This window comes from Aquimarina sp. AD10, assembly GCF_003443715.1.
Classification (GTDB): domain Bacteria; phylum Bacteroidota; class Bacteroidia; order Flavobacteriales; family Flavobacteriaceae; genus Aquimarina; species Aquimarina aggregata.
Genome location: NZ_CP031965.1, coordinates 521,266 through 538,272 on the forward strand (window position 1 = coordinate 521,266; position 17,007 = coordinate 538,272).

Annotated in this window: 20 protein-coding genes; 3 read left to right on the forward strand and 17 right to left on the reverse strand. The window is 29.8% G+C overall.

The features are described from left to right. Positions 1-65 precede the first annotated feature (65 nt). Positions 66-566: a YdeI/OmpD-associated family protein gene (locus D1816_RS01920; RefSeq protein ID WP_066312939.1), complete on the reverse strand. Its 501-nt coding sequence runs from the start codon at positions 564-566 to the stop codon at positions 66-68. A gap of 93 nt (positions 567-659) precedes the next feature. Here D1816_RS01920 and D1816_RS01925 point away from each other — a divergent pair, with 93 nt between their 5' ends. After that, entirely contained in the window at positions 660-1,034 is a 375-nt protein-coding gene (locus D1816_RS01925; RefSeq protein ID WP_066312935.1) for a Fur family transcriptional regulator, read from the forward strand. 153 nt (positions 1,035-1,187) lie between these two features. Here D1816_RS01925 and D1816_RS01930 read toward each other — a convergent pair whose 3' ends face one another. The 12 genes from D1816_RS01930 to D1816_RS01975 form a co-directional block, all read right to left on the reverse strand. Continuing rightward, complete coding sequence (locus tag D1816_RS01930) at positions 1,188-1,664, reverse strand: OsmC family protein (protein WP_118500962.1); 477 nt, start codon at positions 1,662-1,664, stop codon at positions 1,188-1,190. Positions 1,665-1,687: 23 nt separating this feature from the next. After that, on the reverse strand, positions 1,688-2,083 hold the full coding sequence (locus D1816_RS01935; RefSeq protein ID WP_118500963.1) for an amino acid-binding ACT domain-containing protein: 396 nt from the start codon (positions 2,081-2,083) through the stop codon (positions 1,688-1,690). A gap of 124 nt (positions 2,084-2,207) precedes the next feature. Then, the gene (locus D1816_RS25520) at positions 2,208-2,597 is read right to left on the reverse strand and encodes a hypothetical protein (protein ID WP_147405102.1); all 390 of its coding nucleotides are present in this window, start codon (positions 2,595-2,597) and stop codon (positions 2,208-2,210) included. A 193-nt stretch (positions 2,598-2,790) separates the two neighbouring features. Next, positions 2,791-4,350, reverse strand: a complete 1,560-nt coding sequence (locus tag D1816_RS01940; RefSeq protein WP_118500964.1) for a serine hydrolase — start codon at positions 4,348-4,350, stop codon at positions 2,791-2,793. A gap of 141 nt (positions 4,351-4,491) precedes the next feature. Then, on the reverse strand, positions 4,492-5,640 hold the full coding sequence (locus D1816_RS01945; RefSeq protein ID WP_118500965.1) for an AraC family transcriptional regulator: 1,149 nt from the start codon (positions 5,638-5,640) through the stop codon (positions 4,492-4,494). Positions 5,641-5,701: 61 nt separating this feature from the next. Beyond that, the gene (locus D1816_RS01950) at positions 5,702-6,079 is read right to left on the reverse strand and encodes a nuclear transport factor 2 family protein (RefSeq protein ID WP_118506187.1); all 378 of its coding nucleotides are present in this window, start codon (positions 6,077-6,079) and stop codon (positions 5,702-5,704) included. Positions 6,080-6,174: 95 nt separating this feature from the next. Further along, on the reverse strand, positions 6,175-6,735 hold the full coding sequence (locus tag D1816_RS01955) for a GRAM domain-containing protein (RefSeq protein WP_199729965.1): 561 nt from the start codon (positions 6,733-6,735) through the stop codon (positions 6,175-6,177). A gap of 234 nt (positions 6,736-6,969) precedes the next feature. Further along, positions 6,970-7,527: a YbhB/YbcL family Raf kinase inhibitor-like protein gene (locus D1816_RS01960; protein ID WP_118500966.1), complete on the reverse strand. Its 558-nt coding sequence runs from the start codon at positions 7,525-7,527 to the stop codon at positions 6,970-6,972. Positions 7,528-7,616: 89 nt separating this feature from the next. Then, a complete protein-coding gene (locus tag D1816_RS01965) occupies positions 7,617-8,456 on the reverse strand; it encodes an AraC family transcriptional regulator (RefSeq protein WP_118500967.1) in 840 nt (279 codons plus the stop codon). A gap of 141 nt (positions 8,457-8,597) precedes the next feature. Then, complete coding sequence (locus D1816_RS25525) at positions 8,598-8,774, reverse strand: hypothetical protein (protein ID WP_158597782.1); 177 nt, start codon at positions 8,772-8,774, stop codon at positions 8,598-8,600. A 232-nt stretch (positions 8,775-9,006) separates the two neighbouring features. Further along, complete coding sequence (locus D1816_RS01970) at positions 9,007-10,101, reverse strand: serine hydrolase (protein ID WP_118500968.1); 1,095 nt, start codon at positions 10,099-10,101, stop codon at positions 9,007-9,009. A gap of 20 nt (positions 10,102-10,121) precedes the next feature. Next, positions 10,122-11,759, reverse strand: coding sequence for a glycoside hydrolase family 43 protein (locus D1816_RS01975; protein ID WP_118500969.1), 1,638 nt, complete (start codon positions 11,757-11,759; stop codon positions 10,122-10,124). A 372-nt stretch (positions 11,760-12,131) separates the two neighbouring features. Between D1816_RS01975 and D1816_RS01980 the strand changes: the two genes are divergently transcribed. Continuing rightward, on the forward strand, positions 12,132-12,809 hold the full coding sequence (locus tag D1816_RS01980; protein ID WP_118506189.1) for a class I SAM-dependent methyltransferase: 678 nt from the start codon (positions 12,132-12,134) through the stop codon (positions 12,807-12,809). Between the two features lie 75 nt (positions 12,810-12,884). On the opposite strand, the gene D1816_RS01985 is transcribed toward D1816_RS01980, so the two are convergent. The 4 genes from D1816_RS01985 to D1816_RS02000 form a co-directional block, all read right to left on the reverse strand. After that, positions 12,885-13,541, reverse strand: a complete 657-nt coding sequence (locus tag D1816_RS01985) for a DUF2007 domain-containing protein (protein WP_118500970.1) — start codon at positions 13,539-13,541, stop codon at positions 12,885-12,887. A gap of 64 nt (positions 13,542-13,605) precedes the next feature. Further along, positions 13,606-14,283 (reverse strand): hypothetical protein, encoded by a 678-nt coding sequence (locus D1816_RS01990; RefSeq protein ID WP_118500971.1) that lies wholly within the window; start codon positions 14,281-14,283, stop codon positions 13,606-13,608. A gap of 194 nt (positions 14,284-14,477) precedes the next feature. After that, entirely contained in the window at positions 14,478-14,951 is a 474-nt protein-coding gene (locus D1816_RS01995) for a DUF1572 domain-containing protein (protein WP_118500972.1), read from the reverse strand. A 167-nt stretch (positions 14,952-15,118) separates the two neighbouring features. Further along, the gene (locus D1816_RS02000) at positions 15,119-15,925 is read right to left on the reverse strand and encodes an energy transducer TonB (RefSeq protein ID WP_118500973.1); all 807 of its coding nucleotides are present in this window, start codon (positions 15,923-15,925) and stop codon (positions 15,119-15,121) included. 132 nt (positions 15,926-16,057) lie between these two features. Between D1816_RS02000 and D1816_RS02005 the strand changes: the two genes are divergently transcribed. After that, the gene (locus D1816_RS02005) at positions 16,058-16,960 is read left to right on the forward strand and encodes a winged helix-turn-helix domain-containing protein (RefSeq protein WP_233565305.1); all 903 of its coding nucleotides are present in this window, start codon (positions 16,058-16,060) and stop codon (positions 16,958-16,960) included. Positions 16,961-17,007 lie beyond the last annotated feature (47 nt).

The following is a 17,007-nucleotide window of genomic DNA, read 5'->3' on the forward strand; positions in this document are numbered from 1 at the left end:
CGGTTACGCAATTGTTTTCTAAACTTTTTAATCTTTAATGATTAAAAATGACATTGTTTAGTTACTTAATCTGTTGCGTTTTTATCATGTAATCTAAGTCCTTTTTGTAATCTATCCATCATCGTTAGAATCCGATTAGCCTTAGTTTCATCACTTTTAGCTTGATATATCCAATCTAGATAAGATTTTTTTTGACCTTCTGTAAATGAGAGAAAAGTTGTGTATGTTATTTTGGGTTCGTTCTTAAAACATTCTATTATTTCTTGAGGAATTTTTAAGGAAGAATCATCAGTATAGAGTATAACCTTGACGTAATCGCCTTTTTCTTTTTTTATTTTCTTTCGTATTTCAGCTTTAACAGGCAAAAACAGCTTTCCATTTCCCATTGGCATTAATTTATATTGATTTAATTCAAAATCATCTATGCTACCTTTTACTTTGACCCACCCAAAAGGATTATTTTTATTTTGAAAAACTTCAGGGATTTCAACATATGTCCATCCACCTTTACCGGGAAATTTTTGTAAGATATATTCAAAATTAACCAAGGGTTTTTCTTTTTTCATTGTTTTTAATGTGAATAAATTGGAAATAATATTTTTTTGCTTACCAAAGTTATGCGTAATTTTATTTTTTTAATAACATAGAGCTACTATTTCATGAAAAGAAGAAAAACAAAATCAAAAGAAGCTGTTCTATCTGTTTTAAAAGAATCTGGCACTGCTTTAAATCATGAAATGATTCAGTCAGAACTTTCTACTAAAGCAGATAGAGCTACGATATACCGCATCTTAAATCAATTTAGTGAAGATGGCGTAGTACATCAGATAATAGGTGATGACGGAAAACAATACTTTGCATTATGCCTAAACTGTCTTGATAAAAATCATAATCATAATCATTTGCATTTTAGATGCGAAAAATGTGGAACAGTCGAATGTCTAAACAATGAAATCGATTTTAAACTCCCTAACGGTTATGTTTCGACAAATTTTAATGGAGTTGTTTCTGGGTTTTGTTTAAACTGTTCGTAATACGAGTAATAATTCACTCATTTTTAAATTCAAGTATAAGAAACTCTTTTTATATTGATTAAATCCATGCGTTAAGGTGATTCTAAAGAAATAGCAGCTTTCAGAATTTAATTAAAAACTGCTATTCATTGTATTTTTTTGATAAGAGCTAATTTACAATGTTTTAACCAAGAATGTAGGTTTATGTTTTACAATAAAGTTCACAGAATTAGCTATAAAACAGAATTTGTTTGCCTTATTATGTAGCTCTTTACCTTTTTGAATCATTGAATGATTAGTAAGCGTAATAATAGGATTTAGAATTACCTCTGTAAATTGTCCACTACCATTGGTTTTCTCTGTCATAGTACCTGTAACATTATCGATATAGTCAACTACAATTACTCCACCTTCAGCGCATAAATGTAGATACCATAACATATGACATGAAGATAGTGAAGCAAGCAATAGATCTTCAGGGTTGTGTTTAGTTTTGTCACCTCTAAAAGCAGGATCTGATGAAGCAAAAATATCTGTTTTATGAGCAACAGATATTGTGTGGCTTCTTTCAAATTCTTTATAGTTCGATGTCCCAGATCCTTTATTTCCAGTCCATTTTATTGTTGCTTGATACTGATGTTCTTTTTTCATAATCTAGATGTCTGTTTTAGAAGTTAGTTCCACCAAGTTTCTGTCCATTTTTTGGATATTTTTTGCGCTTTAATATAGTTGTCTGGCACAATAATCAACTGATTCGAGTGATCGCTGTATTGTACTACTATGTTTATATTATCATTGGCCAATTGCTTGCAAAACTCACCCAATTGTCCTGGTACATCTTGTCTAAGCTTTTGGATTATAACATTATTAATTTTAACTACTGTTATACCTATGTCCTTTAAAACGGTTTTTGCTTTCTCTGCTTCTTCTACCAAAAAATGAGCAATAGCTACATTACCATTTTGAAAAACACCACCACCTTCTAGGCTTATATTATGTTTTCCCAATGTTTCCCCCATAAGTCCTAGGATACCAGGCTTATTTTCTAATATGATTTCTATATCTTTCATTTATTAAAATTTTAGTGAAGTACAAACTAAGGTTAATTTGTATTGTTATATTTCATCTCAGAATGAATAATGGATAGGTATTACTTTATGAAAGAGTAATTTTTAATTTTAAAATATCTTTTGCTTAGTTGCTTAAAACTGTTCTTATTTCAACATGTATTAAAATTCCTATAATAAAAAGTTCAGTAACAAAATAAGCAATGCTTGCAGGCGTAAGTTGCTGAGCAAAATAGATTAATACGACAATAGTACTACAACAATATATGATGTTTGCCAAAGTAATTATTTTCAAGAAAGGTTTCCAGTTTTTTATAAGAAACAAATAACAGAAAAATGAATAAAAAGAAAATAGTAGAGCGATAGAGGATAAGATATATAGCACCTGTTTGGGTATGCCAAAAAAGGTTTCAAACCTAGAAAGTACTAGCCCTAATAAGGTTGCAGTTACTAATGCACCTAAGCTATCTATTAGAAAGAGTTTTGACGGAGCTATCGAGATCTTAAAAAAAGTCATTCTAAATTTAGTTTATAAATAAGTATTTAATACTCTTTTTAGGAATATAAAAATATAAAAAACGCAAGATAGAGTATCTTGCGTATGAGATTTAATTTGAATTGTTATTCAATTTTATTAAGAAAAATATTATAGGCTTTTTGTGCAGAAACTTTGCATCCATTAATTTTTCCGGCTTCGTTTCTTGTAAATTCTATTTCCCCATATATGCTTGATTTGTTCTAAAAACATCTTTACTAATAGGCTCTAATAATAGATCTGGGTTATAATTATGTGTCATTTTAATTTGATTATCTTCGGTTATCAAAGTATATGAAGTCTCGACTTCAGCACTTCTATAAACTCCTGTATATTCTGATATATTTATTTCTTCATATTTTGGAGGATTTAAAAACACCTTTTTCCCTGGATAATAGAAATCAGACAAATGCCATACAAGCCCATCTTTGGTAAATCTAAATTTGCTATGATGGATATACGGAAAAAGAAACTCATTTTCTCCTATAGTAGGTAGTTTTAATTTTTCTTCTGATCCGTAGTTTTTAAAGTATAAGGTATCACTTTTGGCTTCTATCGTTATATAAAATCCATTAAAGATTTTATAATCGCCTTCAAACTTTTTTAAATCTTTAGTTTTATAAACAGGAACCTCTTTTTTCTTTTTCTTTTGTATATTCTTAGAAAGAAATATATCAACTAATCCATATGAGATGTTTAGTGGATTAAAGGACTCGAAATTTCCTGAAATAGCTACAGTTAATTTATGTGAAGGCACTCGTAGTAAATAAGATCTAAAACCTGCATCTCCACCACCGTGAAAAATAACATCCAATCCTTTGTGATTTTTTAACTCTTGACCAAGGGCATAAGGTATGATTTCTCCAGTATTTAAAGAGCTCTTTGTTTTCATCTTTTGAAAAATAGTTTTATTTCCAATTGTCTGGTTTTCAAAATTGTTGGCCCAGAGACCTAAATCATGTATTGTAGTATAAAGGCCTGTTGATCCTACTACAGAACGATTAAGAGGAATGTAGTGAAAGCCATCTTTTTGTTTAATATAGGAGTCGGCTTTATTGGTTACCATAAGAGTTGGATCATCTAAAAACACGCTTTGATGCATTTTAAGTGGCTTGAATATTTTTTCTTGAGTAAATTGAGAAAAGCTTATCCCGGAAACCCGTTTTACAATCTCGGCCAGTAATATGTAGCCCGAATTGCAATATTGAAACCTTGAACCAGGAGTAAAGTTTAAACTTTTTTGTCTAAGTAAAAGTGCTACCACTTCTTCTTGACTAATCAAATCTTCATCGGTTCTACCTTTTAAATTATTCAGGTTAGTATTATCCCTAAAGCCACTAGTATGGTTCATGAGTTGTTTTATTGTTACTTTATGTGGTAAATGATTAAGTTCTGGTAAATAGTTTGTTATGCTGTTGTCAATTGAAAGTAGGCCTTCATTTTCTAATAGTAAAATAGCAAATGCAGTAAATTGTTTAGCGATAGAACCGATTACAAATTTTGTAGAATCTGTTATCAGAATTCGATGCTCTAAATTTGCATATCCTTTGTGCCTTTTAAAAATAGCTTTACCATCTTTAATAACAGCAACAGAAATTCCCGGACCATTACTAATAGGATATTCACTTAATAATGAATCTACTTTTTGGATTGTATTTTCTGATAAATGTTGTCTTGCAAAAAGAGATGCGTTAAGTATTACGGTAGTAAACGCTAGTAAAATAAGATTCTTCATTTTTATATTGTTTGGATTCAAAGCAAAAATGAAAATATGGCAGCAATAAGACGTACAACTAAAAAAAGTAGTACTCTTTTTTAATCAGAAAAAGAGTACTACTTTTTTTTATAAGCGTATTACTTTTTTATAAAGTGCTTGTTATGAAAGTTTTGCGCGGTATTCTGTAGGGGTTAATCCCGTATGTTTTTTAAATGCTTTATTAAAAGGGGATTTTGAGTTAAAACCAACATCATATAGAATTTCCAAAATTGTTAGCTTTTTATTCATTGGATTCTTTAATAAAAGGATAGCTTTTTTGATGCGAAATGAAGTTATAAAATCAAAAAAATGTTGATTTAAATGATGGTTTATAAGAATAGAGAGTTCTCGTGAGGGCATTTGAAATTGATGGGCTAATTTTTGAATGGTAAGTGAAGAATCAAGAAATGGTTCTTCTTCTTCCATGAATTTATTAAGTCTTTGAATGTTAGCTTCAATTGATTCTTGTTGAGATGATTCAGAAACTGTTTTAGAATTGTCTTTTTTAACTAACGTTTTAACCAGTTTGTGACCTGAATCTATTCCTTTAAATAATTCTGGTTGATACATGCTTTTTAGCATAATCCAAGTTAAAAAACCTAATAAAAGTATGATTAGAACTATTCTTAGAATATTAAGTGTCTCAATATCGGTACCTGTGAATTTGTAGAGTTGTTTAAATTGAGAAAAAACAAAAATAGATGAGATCACTATCGTCAATTGATATAACCAATTATAGTTGAAAGAAGTAGTACTGGAATAATTTTCGACGAGCAGGTGTCTATATTTTTTTAGTTCTGAAAACATTAAGATCAAATAGAATAAACTTATTACAGATCCCACAACTACAGAGATTTTAACGATGATTTGTGAATTATAATTTTCTGTAAAAATTACTCTTTCTTCATGATTTACTCCATAAAAATTAGGAATAAATAGTATGATTTCTATAAGAAAGGGGAGTAGATGATATAAATGAATATATCGAAGTTTAAAATCGGAATAAATATTGGCTACTAAATACAAAAATAGTAGGGGACTGGATAATGAGATAATCTGATCTCGCAACATTTCGATAACGAGAGGTAATTCAATATATGAAGTATAGAAGAAAACACTAATATGAATTGAGAATACAATAAAGTATAGCGCTAAAAGTCTATTGGCTATTTTGTTTTGTGTCTTTACGGTTAAAAGAAAAATAGATAAGAGTAAGCCTACAAATACTATAATTAGGGTAATAAAACCTAGTAAAGAATATTTATCCATTTAGTTTAAGAAAAGCAATTTATTTTGTGAATTAATGTTTTAATGATATACTATAAGTATACTAATACATGGTATTAGGGTTTGCAGAATTTTCTGGAATTTGTTGTATCGAATCCCAGTGTTCACAAATTTTGCCATCGTTATTAAATCTAAAAAAATCCATAGTTATATATTGATCATTTCCTGGCCAGGTTTGATGTGTATGTAGCGCTACTAAATTTCCTTCTGCAATACATCTTACAAATTCGATTGACTTACTTGGATATTCACGTTGCATCCTTTCAAAGTAGGTAATAAACCCCTCGAGTCCATCTGCTACATCAGGGTTATGTTGTATGTATTGATCACCAACATATAAATCAATGGCCTTTCTTGGGTTACCCTCATAAGCGATTTTATAAAAAGCAATCGCATTTTCTTTGTTTTTTTGTAAATCCATATACTTTGTCAATGACATTAATGTTTTAAATATATGGAAAGTATAGCAGCTAACAAATGGTAATTTAAATAATAGATTATTTGTGTAAGTAAGTTCTATAAGTCTGTTTTGATTCTTTTATTCAAATTTTGCATCCATTGCTCCCTTTCATTTACTACAAAATCAAAATTTTTACCATCTTTTGTTGTAATTCGAATTCCGTTATCAATAAGTTTAGCGGTTTTTCTTAGTAGTATCTCTTTAATGTTATCATACTGAATATTGGTTTGTCCTTTTTGAATATTCATAGTATGCGATTTAAAGATCACATTTTTATTCGTTAAGAATAACTTTCCTCCAGTGGCCTCTATTCCACGAAATAAATTTGCTGGACCACTAATTTCAATTTCTTCTGTATCGGATAATACTGGAGTAACGTTTCCACCAAGTTTAGAGGTAAATTTTCCTCCAAATTTCTCGGTAATAAGAGGAAAACCTAATCCCGTAGCTATTCCAAAAAATACTCCCTGAAAAATTAGACTATATGTACTATAAAGTTTATCGTTTGAAAAATAATCGAATGCAAATAGAATTGCACTATACAACAATCCAGTTATGATCATTGATCCAAATTTATACTTCCAACTTACTCTATTTGGCTTGGTTCCTATTTCCATAAAACGTGATTTATTATATATGTGTCATAAGAGAATAAAATGTTACCTTGATTAAGTTAACTTATAATATTTATGCTGATTTTATTACTACTTATTGTTGTTTTCTTTTCTTGTAAACCTTAAAATTAATAGTTCTTCTTAAGATCTATTTGAATTTTCGAAAGATAAACAAATTAAAAAGCGTAAACACTTAGTGCCTACGCTTTTTAATTTGTTTATAAAATGACATGAGATCTATTTTTTATCTCTTTTGTAGTACGTTACAATACTAGCTTTTGCCAAAGTGTTATTCCAAAGATAATAGCCAACAACCGCTGGGTTAGTTTCTTTAGTAAGTCCAAGTTTTTCTGTTTTTAAAGCATGTACGGTAATGATGTATTGATGTAGGCCATGTCCTTCTGGGGGACAAGGACCTCCGTATCCATGAGCACCATAATCAGTAATACTTTGAATAGCTTCTTTGGGCATTAAATTAAGAGAAACATCTCCTGAATCTGATTTAAGGGAGGTTGTTGTTGATGGTATGTCAAAAACAACCCAATGCCACCATCCACTTCCTGTAGGAGCATCTGGGTCATACATGGTAACTGCGAAACTTTTAGTTCCTTTAGGAGCGTTATTCCATGATAATTGAGGAGATTGATTATTACCAGTGCATCCAAAACCATTAAATTCTTCATTAATAGTAGCAGAACCTCCTAGATCATTGCTAGATAATGTAAAGGTATTTTGAGCATTAGCGATACTAGTTATCGTCAAGAACACTCCTAAGATTAAATTTATTTTTTTCATAATTATAAGTATTTAAATGTGAATACAAAATTATGAGATACTTAGGCGTAAGTTATGTTTGATTTAGCTCAAAAAGTATTGCTAAACGTTCAATTTAATTGATACTGTTTTGGGGTTACGCCAAACTTAGTTTTAAATGCTTGAATAAAATTAGATAAGTTTTCATAACCCACTTCTTCAAATATATCTGAAGGCCTTTTAGATTTGTTTTTTAATAAAAAAGCAGAATGTTCGAGTCTTTTATCTTGAAACCATTTACTTGGAGTGCTATTAAAGGTTTTTTCAAATTCTCTTTTGAAAGTAGATACACTCATATTTGATAAAAAAGATAGTTCTTTAACTGTAAGCTTGTTTAATTTATTAGTTTCAACTGTATCAATAAAATGTTGAGACCTATCATTAAAACTTGAAATTAACGAGAATATAAAATCAACTCCTTTGATTTCTTTTAGATAGATCATTAATTCTTCAAATTTTAGTTCTAATAATTTTGTTTGAAGCTCAGGTTTAAGCCGATTAATATCGATCAATCCATTTACAAAAGTTTGCAAGAAATTATCATATTCAAAAGAATATATAGATTCTTGATTTTGATTTTTATAGTTCTGGAGGTTATACTTTTTAATGAAGTCTAAAAGTGCTTTGTCAGAAAAGAAGAATAATATACTACGATAATTATCCGAGGTATTAGGAAGTTTTTCTGTCATTAGGCAATGACCGGTTTTCATTAATAAAAAATGTGATTTTCTAATAGAAATGGTTTTAGTATTAGAATGCACTTGTTTACTTCCTTCAATTAAAAAACTGAAGGTGTTCTGTTTTAAGGATACCATTTGGTTGAAACATTCCTTTGATGTTTGATAATCAAAAATTTGAAATGTAGAAGCCTCATTAGTAGTTAAATTATATGGTAAGTTAATTATTTCCACAGTATACTTGTGTTAGTCATGACTTTATCGTTTTTAATGGTTGAAGCACTATTATTTAATAGTAAATGAAAATAAAACTTAAAATTATCAAAAGAATTGGTTTATATGTAATATGAAAAGTATATAAAAATATCTTTTAACTTATTTTTTTCTATTTAAATCTATACTAGTAAGTACCATAGAAAAAATTAATAATACATTGGATATAATCCCTGTAAAATCGATTATTTCCATACTAGCAGTATTTAATCTAGATACATTGATAATTAGTAAAATTATACCTGCAATCAATACAGTATAGGTAATTTTTTTCCCCATAATCGAATTGTTTTTTGAGCCTTTTAATTAAAAATCTTTTCTTTAATATGTCTCTTGGTGATATAAAATGTTACAATAACCATATATCATCAGAAGCGATAGTAGTATCATGAACATTATAAATTTACTTTGGTGATTAAATAATTGAAGTTAAGACCCTTCTGTTAATGCGTATAATCTTTACAATTCATCCTAAATTCTTTTGACATGATTATATAGGTATATTCTTTTTTTAATTCACAAATGTAGGAAGGAAAACATCATTTAAGATTGCAAAAGGTAGTTTGTCTTCTTGAGAATTATAGGCTCCGCCGGTAAATACGGCAACCATATCTAGTTTTGGAAAAACCATAATATATTGTCCCCCATTTCCAGTTGCTATTTTGGAATTTATCACTTTGCCATTTATTTTAAAAGGAATATTCCACCATAAATAACAATAATCGATTCCCGTTATTTTTGTTTTAGGAGAGGTGGACTCCTCTATCCATTTTTTAGAAACAATTTGTGTTTCATTAAAGATTCCGTTGTGTAGTATTAGTCGTCCAATTTTGGCCATGTCTCTAGAGGTCATATACAACCTTTTACCCGATGCAATAACATCTTTATCAGAAGTATGTCCCCAACTTATATTTGAAATCCCCAAAGGACTAAATAAATATTTTTCTGAAAAATTGTCGATAGACATGCCCGAAGCTTGGCTTATTATTTCAGCCAGTATAACTACTCCCATAGAACAATAATTAGAAACAGTTCCAGGTTCATTAATCATCGGAAGATCTAAGGTATACTGGATCCAATCCTTTTTTTTGTAAACCTTATCTTCTTGTCCTTTCGATTTTTTATCCCAATCATTACAATCAAGTCCAGTAGACATAGTTACTAGATGTTTGATTGTGATTTTTTCTTTTCGATCGTCAAGGTTCTTATTCGGAATTTTATTTTTAAGATATTTGGAAATTGGATCATCAATACTATCAATGAACCCTTTATCTATAGCAATTCCAAGTAAAATTGATCGAATACTTTTGGTCGTAGAACGCAGATCATGAGGCTTATCTACAACGTGACCATTAAAATATTCTTCAATAATGATTTGATTATTTTTAACTAACAAAACACTATGCAATTTGTGTTTATTGTTATGCAACTGAGTAAACATTTTATAGATTCTTGTGGTATCTATATGTTGTGATTTTAGATTTTCTGTTTTCCATTCGTCGTTTAAGTCTTTAGGTTCAGAATATTGATATTTGATTTGGCTATGGCAAATTGTACAAAAGAATAAAATGAAAATTACAGAAGTTGCTAGTTTTTTTATCATCATAATACCCTTTTTATTAGTTGTTAATCTTTACCTTTCATAAAAAACCAATCAAATTTGGCTACATTTTTACTCTCTAGACCAGACGACGTAGCATACATTCCAACATAAACGCCATTAAATTTTTGTGCGACGTCATCAGAAACAATAGTATAATCCTGAGCATCTCCAATTGATTTTAAAGCATCTTCATGCTCGCCATACAAGAATTGAATTTTTAAACCATCAACTTTTAGACCAAATATCACTTCTTTATCTTGAAAGGGAACTGTAGCAATAATCTGAGGAGTAAACTTACCTTTATTGTTTTTTTGTAAGGTTTTGATTAATACAATTTCTTTTTTACTTTTTAATAACTGATAGTGATTGCCATGACGACGGTAAACAACTAAACCAGCTTTTTCATTTTTATTTTTAGCAGTAAAAGCAAGTTTTGTATGAACTTGATAATTAAAATTACGAGTACGTTTAGCAATCAGAGAAGGATTTACTAATTGAGTAATTTCTTCTGGGCGCAATTGAATATTCATTTGACCATTACTTTGGGTATACCAGTTAGAACGAGGTGTTCGTAAAAAATTCCATTCTAAATCAAGATCTTTATCATTAAAATCATCACGTTCTTTGATAGCAGGAATGGGAGTCCATGGCAAGTTAGGTCGTTCTTGTTGCTCTTGTAATAAACCAATACCGGGATTATATATAGGAGTAATACCACTTTCTTGAACAGTCATATCTACTTTTGCCAAAAAGGTTTCACGAGCTAAAGTAATAAACCCTTCGTTTTGTCTTTTGGCTAACAACACACTCCACCAATCTTCCTTTTGAGTTTGCACCAGATCTGCGTGTCCTGTTTGACCAATTAAGTGTGTTTTTCCCAGATGACGATGCGTCATAATTGGATTAGCATGATTTGGTATATAAGGTCCCCAAAGACTCTTACTGTTAAAAACCGTAACAGAGTGATATTCTCCGGTTCCGCCTTCGCCGATTAATAATAAATACTCGCCCTTGATTTTATATAAATGTGGTCCTTCGGCCCAACGTGCGTTTGAAGCATGACCATAAGTAAGTTGTTTTTTTGATCCAATTAATACTCCGGTATCGGGGTTTATTTCTTGCATCCAAACACCGTTTTTACCAGGCCATTCACCACCAGATTTATCTATGATTCCAGCACCAGTGTAATAACAACGATCATCATCATCCCAAAAAAGAGAAGGATCAATACCAGGGGCATCTTTGATCCAAACGGGATCACTCCAGGGACCCGAAGGATCTTTCGACGATATAATAAAATTACCTTTTTGACCAACCATGGTCGTAATGATGTAAAATGTTCCTTTATGGTAACGTATCGTGGGAGCGAATATACCATTTGAGTTTTTTAAACCGTCTTTATACACAATTTGATCAGGTCGATGTAATCCATGACCAATTTTTTCCCAGTTTACTAAATCCTTACTTCTGTGAATAGGCAACCCAGGGTACCATTCAAAACTAGAGTTTACCATATAATAGGTGTCATCAACACGACAAATAGAGGGGTCAGGATAAAAACCGGGTAAAATAGGATTTTTAAAGTCTTTTGGCGCCGATTGTCCAAAAACTCCAAAAGAAACTATTAATATCAAATACGTAATTACTGTTTTTAAAGACATTATAAAGTTTTAATTATTGCATTTATTTTTGGTTATCAGTTTTACGAACTTTTTTCTAATGTATCAAAGAATTCTAGATTGCTTCTATACAGTTTATGATATATAAATGCTGGGTTATTTGTGATAATAATTCATGTTATACGAGTCAGTCTCAACATCCCCGAGACTAAGCAATATAATAGTTTAGTTTTTATTTCACCATAAATCTTAGTGAAATTGCTTGCACTTTTAAACAAAAAACTTTGATTAAAACAATAGTTGAACTTTTGCCCATAAAACATTTTTATTTAATAGAGTATAAATTTTAAACTATATATTACATCATATAATTTGTAGGTTTGTTTTGGCAGTATGACTTGAAATAGAATGTCTATGACGAAGAAAAAAAATAGCTCTAAAAAAATAAAAAGACCTTGGCCTACAAAAGATGCTATGGAACAAATTTATGAAATGAAATTGTGGGGGGACAATACAACGGATTTTTATTCGGGAGTAGGATCACATAATCCAGAGATTATTAATCCGTATATCGATGTTTTAACATCATTTTTAACATCATTTAGAAACCCAATTGTAGTGTGTGATTTAGGATGTGGAGACTTTAATGTAGGAAAAGAATTAGTAAAACATACTAAAAAATACGTTGCGGTAGATATTGTAAATGATTTGATAGAATTTAATAAAACAAAGTTTAAAGATGAAAATCTAGAATTTTATTGTTTGGATATAGCAATCGATGATCTACCATCTGGAGACTGCGCTTTATTAAGACAAGTATTGCAACATTTGTCGAATACTGAAGTACAAAAAATACTAGATAAATTAGTTGATTTTAAGTATGTTATTTTAACCGAACATTTACCCGTAGGAGAGTTTGTACCCAATAAAGAAATAATTTCAGGACAAGGAATTAGATTAAAAAAGCAAAGTGGAATTAACTTATTAGCATCACCATTTAATTTCAAAGTAGAAGAAGAAAAACAATTATTATCAATTGTTTTAAATGATAATAAAGGAGTTATAGTAACAACATTGTATCGAGTTTTTTAAATTCTTTTAAAACCTATTTCTGTGCTTTATTTGTTCTAGGGGCTAACTTTGAATGTTGAATTAATTGCAAATTTTTTATAGTTGCATAGCTAATCTTATTAAAAATGAAGTTGGAAAGACTACTAACCCTATATAAAATATGTATTTTCCTTGCTTTCTATCTTTTTCAGAGTAAGAATATACTTTTTGACCATTAGGAAGTGTTTTTTTGGAAGTCCATAAAAAATATCCAATAATTAGCCCTAGCATTCCGCCGATAATCGAGAAAAAGTAACCCGCAAATATCCAAGATTTTTGGTTTTCTTCAGGTTTAGATAATTGTTTTAAACGTTCGGTTTTTAAAGAGTTTAGTAACTCTGTATTTATTGATTTTCCGCGATCTCTTAGTATTTGTTGGGATAGAGTATAATCAAATTCACTCCATTCATCTGACTTCAAAAGTATTTCATAAAGTTCCTCATTAGTAAATTCAAAAAGATAATAATCATTAGCTACTTCGGTAATAAGATTTTGAGCTTGCTTTTCGAGTATTTTCTCAGCTTTTTCAAAATCTATTTGTTTAATCCTTATTTCTATTTCATTATTTAAAGGACTAGCTCCGAATGTTGAATCTATTGTAGGAGCATTGTCTGCAATAATTGATTCTATACCTTCTTTAGATAAAAGTGATTCAATTTGTTTAGCTTGATCTAGGGTAGAGTATTTTCTAAATATCGAGTATTCTTTGCCCATTCAATTTATATTATAGCGTAAGTATAATGATTATTAGTATATCGCACTTTACTTTGATAACATCTTATTTTTTCTCAATTATTACTTTTGAACTATTGGGTTCAAACATTTTGAGAGGTATTTCTTTTTCATTAATAGATATAGCTTCTTGAATAGTTTTAAAAAGAGGAAAGAATTCTGTTTCGTTTCTGATGCTTATCGAATTAGATTCTTTTACAAACAAGTGCCAAAATCCATCTGTGTAGCTTTCGTATAACTTTGGATTTAATTTGTATTTTGGATTGAAATAGTACTTACCCCTAAATGTTTCAAAAAAAGCTTCAGAACCTAATGGTTGATAGTTAATTGTAATTGATTCACACAGCTCACCGAGTACTTTTTTTTGATCATCTAAATTGTGATTAAATTCAAGTAGTTTTTCTTTTTCAAGTCCAAATTTGGTTTTTGTGATTGTATCTTTTTTTTCATACTCAGTGTACGAATATCCTTGATCTAAACGCACTATTATCTTCATCCAACCTAGTTCTCCTTTTCCATGATAAATCATGGCATATCTATCTTCTTTAACAAAAGCAGTAAAAGTATCTCCAAGTTCTGTAGATAAATAATTTTTTGGAATGTTTGGATTTATAGGTTCATAATCAATTTTGTATTCAATTTGACCTTCAAAGTAATTTTGACCCTGAATGCCAGAAATGAATACTAAAAATAATATCGCCTGGACTTTAAGAATTTTGTTCATTTTTATTCTTTAACTATTTAATTCGTATTCTTTTTTTAACCACAAATCTTTTAATTAATTTCAATGTAGAATTATTTGTTTGTGTCTTCACAGAAGAATTTGTTACCAAACGATTGAATAGTAATAATGATTTTGGGTTTTAAAACCTATGTTAGAGAATAAATGTTTGAGGTGTTTTTTAAATAGTTTGACGACTAAATGTCTTTTTTAAGGTGTTTTTTGATAAGAATTACTTGCCCTAGATGATAATACGTATGTTCTATCATAGCATCAATATTTCTTAGATAACTCCCATATTTTTGGTCAACAAAGTTGCTCAATAACTTTTCTTCTGGCATGGTTTGGACTAGATTTATAAATTTTTCTGAATCAGAACAAAACTTATCTACCAAATTTCGCCAATCTTGCTGGTTTTTAATAGGAGGAGCGTCAAAACTAAATTTATCTTTGATATCAAGAGTACCCCCTTCAAATACTTGTATCACTCCCGAAATATAATAGTGAATATGAAATGTTATATCTGCAATAGTATTTAAACTATCTACTTTTTTTAGAGCATCATCCCATTCTAAATCAAAGATTTCTTTTTTGAAATTAGTTCCCGTAACCCATTTTCCTTCGGTAAAAACTTCCTTAAGACGATTGCTTAAATAACTATTTAATTTCATTGTGATTTATGATGAGTATGTAAAGATTAGGTGATTTAACAGTTTGTTTATAAAAAGTAGCGATTTCGAAATGATAAATTCTTATGATATTATAAATATATTAAAAAAGCCCAAGCTTTATAGAGATGGGCTAAGTAAGCACTTTTAAGATATGATAAAGTATAGATTTAGCAACCCATTGTTCCAAAGAAAAATACAAGTTCTTGATCAACTTTTTCTCCTTTCGTATTTTCAGCAGGTTTCCACTTTTCTGGAGCTTTATAGATTAACTCCATCATCTTTTGATCAACAGATGGATGACCAGATGAAGTTCCAAGTTTTACATTTGAAATCACTCCGTTTTTGGTTACCGTAAAAAATAATTTACCTGCTTGTACCTTGTTTTGCCTTATAATACTTACTTCTAATCTGCTATTTTCTTTGAGGTACTGTATGAGTGCATTCTCATCATTACCATATGTGGCAGGTTTTTCTGGTGCAACGGTAAAATGGGGAGTAGCATAACTGTCATATATACCACCTGTACTAGTATACTTTTTTTGATAATCTGCCCTAATCAAAATGTTGGTTGAGTAACCGGCCGATTGCAAAAGTTTAATCTGAGCATTAGTTAAAAGATCACTAGTTCCTGTCTCTCTAATATCTGTTTGCTTATTATCCTTTAGAATAATAACACTCACAGATTTGTAGGATGTAATAGATTTTATATCTTCTAGAGTAATGAAATCATGTATAGATATGGCATTATTGATTTTGTCTTTTTTAATAGCCTGAAATCTTGTGTCTACATGATATAAAAAATCTGGAAAAAAATTAAAATTATAGTTGTCGGTAATTTGCCCTTCTGGAACGAGAGGTTTACTGGTAGTTTTTGTTATGGGGGTGTTTACAGAAACATTTCGGTTGTTAAAACCAAAGATTAACATAGAAATGGTTATAAGTGCTATCGCGAAAATAAGAGTGTTTTTTTTCATACTTGATTTGTATTATTTAGGTGTTATCAAATCTATTCTGAAATGTGGTGCTAATCGCTAAATGAAATGTAAAATAATGTAAATTTTGCGTAAAACGTTATTAATTGTCTCAGATTCGAATAGTTTTGTAAAATGAACTCAAGGTGTCTTAAAATAGTTCCGTTGTTTTTTATATTGTTAGTATTACCTATTTCCAGAAGTGTTGCTCAAGATATTCAGGATGATAGTCATATAGAGGTATCCTTACGCATGATAGGGCATAAGGTTTTGCTTAGTGTAGGAGATAGTATTTCTAGAGTGTTACCAATTATAAAAGAAAACAATCGATACAAAATTCAATTTGAATCTGAGTTTGAATTTACTCCAGAAAAATTGGTTGAAACTGTTGATCATGTTGTTAAAGAAACAGAGCTTGCCAATCATTATATTGTTGAAGTAGAGCAGTGCAAAACTAAAGAGCTTGTTTATAGTTTTAAAATGAATTTTCGAGAACAAGCAGACATCATACCATGCAAAACAAGAACTCAACCTAAATCTTGTTACAACCTAATATTTGTGTTTACTAAGAAAAGAGCAAAGAATGAAACAGCATTTAACAACGTTTCGAATTTCTCAAATGAATCAAATACAGATACTAACACGATATATTATAGTATTTCGATTATAATAATCTTCCTTTTAACAAGTATCTTTTATTTTCTGAAGAAGAAAAAATTGAAACGAGGTGTCGATTCAAATATAGTTTCTTTGGGTGATTACCATTTTGATAAGAGAAATACAGAACTTTTAATTAAAGATCAGATAATAGAGCTAACCAATAAAGAAGCAGATTTACTTATTTTGCTTTATAACGCTGTTAATACAACTGTAAGACGAGAAGTTATTTTAAAAATGGTATGGGAAGACGAAGGCGGCTATGTTGGTAGAACCTTGGATGTTTTTATTTCTAAATTGCGTAAGAAACTAGAATTTGATTCAAAAGTAAAAATAGTAAATGTACGTGGCGTTGGTTACAAACTTGTTCTTGATGTTTAGTCTATCTAAGATGAAATAGAGTAGATATAGAGCAGATAAATTATGCT